At 36.5% G+C, this 1,689-nt stretch carries 3 protein-coding genes; all 3 read left to right on the forward strand.

Features of this window, described 5'->3' with window-relative positions:
- Positions 1–352: BRCT domain-containing protein (locus ABT299_RS52575; RefSeq protein ID WP_500255465.1), on the forward strand; the 352-nt coding region annotated here is incomplete at its 5' end.
- Between the two features lie 29 nt (positions 353–381).
- Entirely contained in the window at positions 382–837 is a 456-nt protein-coding gene (locus tag ABT299_RS52580; protein WP_350802174.1) for a hypothetical protein, read from the forward strand.
- Positions 838–840: 3 nt separating this feature from the next.
- Positions 841–1,440 carry a recombinase family protein gene (locus ABT299_RS52585; protein WP_289452721.1) on the forward strand — a complete coding sequence of 200 codons (600 nt, stop codon included), beginning with the start codon at positions 841–843 and terminating at the stop codon, positions 1,438–1,440.
- The last annotated feature ends 249 nt before the right edge of the window (positions 1,441–1,689 follow it).

Below are 1,689 nucleotides of genomic sequence, written 5' to 3' on the forward strand. Positions count from 1 at the left end.
GTATAATAGGTATTGTAGGTGTTCAATAGACTTGTTCAAAAAAAGAGGTGGAAAATTGTTAGAAAATGAATATTTCGTGTTCACTGGAACACTCACCACAATGACGAGAAAACAGGCGCAAGCTATTATTTCAGGGCTAGAAGGTCATAATCAAAGTAGTGTCACGAAAAAAACCACACGGCTGGTGACAGGCTATTTCCCCATTGATTTAATCAAAGGCTATTCCCCTTCTCAAAAACTGACAGAAGCAGAACAAGCAATTGAATCCGGACAGCCTTTAATTATCATGAGCGAAAAAGAGTTTGTGGACTTTTTAGCACAATTTTTCCAATTACTCGCAAAAGGGCTATAAACAATCATAAAAGAAAGAGAGAAACTATAATGAAAAAAATAATCGCATTTAGTAGTATTGTTCTTCTAGCTATTTTTGGACTTGTAGCATGTGGTACGAACTCCCAAAAATTATCGAAAGAGAATATTGACCGTATTCATTTTACCATTACAAATGGGAGTAACTATCAATTTCAAGAAACGGATATGAATATCAAGGAAAAAGAAATGGTTTCATCAATTGTCGATTATCTTGATGAGTTGGATTTATCCAAAAAAAATGAGGTCAAAGATACTGGCGGTTTAGTCGGTGCTAGTACGTATACACTGGATTTGAACCGTGGAACAAAATTTGTCAGAAGATACATGATTTATGGCGATTACATCACCATTGGTAAGGATAAAAAACAGCAAGTGATTTATAAAGTGAAACATGATAAACTATCTGATTTACTTAAAACGTTGGACGATTTGGCAGAAGCCAATAATGATAAAGAGGGGGAGTAGAAAATGGCAAAAATAGGTTATGCTCGTGTTTCAAGCAAAGAACAGAACCTAGACCGCCAATTAGACGCCTTACAAGACGTTTCTAAGGTGTTTTCAGATAAGGCAAGCGGACAATCTACTGAACGTCCTCAATTACAAGCCATGCTGACTTATTTACATGAGGGTGATATTGTCGTGGTGACAGAATTAGACCGCTTAGGACGAAATAACAAAGAATTAACCGAACTGATGAACCAAATTCAACAAAAAGGCGCAACGCTTGAAGTCTTAAACTTGCCATCCATGACAGGGATTGAAGACGATAATTTAAGGCGTTTAATCAATAACTTAATGATTGAATTGTACAAATACCAAGCAGAAAGTGAACGAAAGCGGATTAAAGAACGGCAAGCCCAAGGTATTGCCATTGCCAAACAACGGGGACGATTTAAAGGACGAAAAAAGAAATATTCTTTTGAAGATGAGGGATTGCAACATGCCTTTGATTTATACCAACAAGGATTAACAGAAAAAGAAATCGAGCGTAAAACTGGAATTAATCGAACGACTTTTCGACGTTATCGTCAAAAATATAACGTGGTAAGAGAAGACAGAAAAGAATAAGCTGATATTAGCCCTTTTGAGGGCTTATTCTTTTATCCATGATATTTTATACCAAAGTTACTCTAAAATCGCTTATAAGCTAAAATATGATGTTCTAGGGCTGTTCTAGTTTGTCTTTTCTTGTTAGGGTGCAACTCTGACCGAACAGAGCAACTGTTCGCTTAAACAAACAAGATAAACAGGTCACACTAAAAAAGAATTAGCGCCTCGTCTAAAAAGATAATCCTACCCCAATCCGTCCTTGCGGAG

The sequence above is a fragment of the Spirillospora sp. NPDC000708 genome (genome assembly GCF_040299565.1).
In the GTDB taxonomy this organism is placed as follows: Bacteria; Actinomycetota; Actinomycetes; order Streptosporangiales; family Streptosporangiaceae; genus Spirillospora.

Excerpts from the sequence above, each read along its gene's own strand:
- ABT299_RS52580 (WP_350802174.1), top strand. The coding sequence starts at position 382 with ATGAAAAAAATAATCGCATTTAGTAGTATTGTTCTTCTAGCTATTTTT.
- ABT299_RS52585 (WP_289452721.1), top strand. The coding sequence starts at position 841 with ATGGCAAAAATAGGTTATGCTCGTGTTTCAAGCAAAGAACAGAACCTA.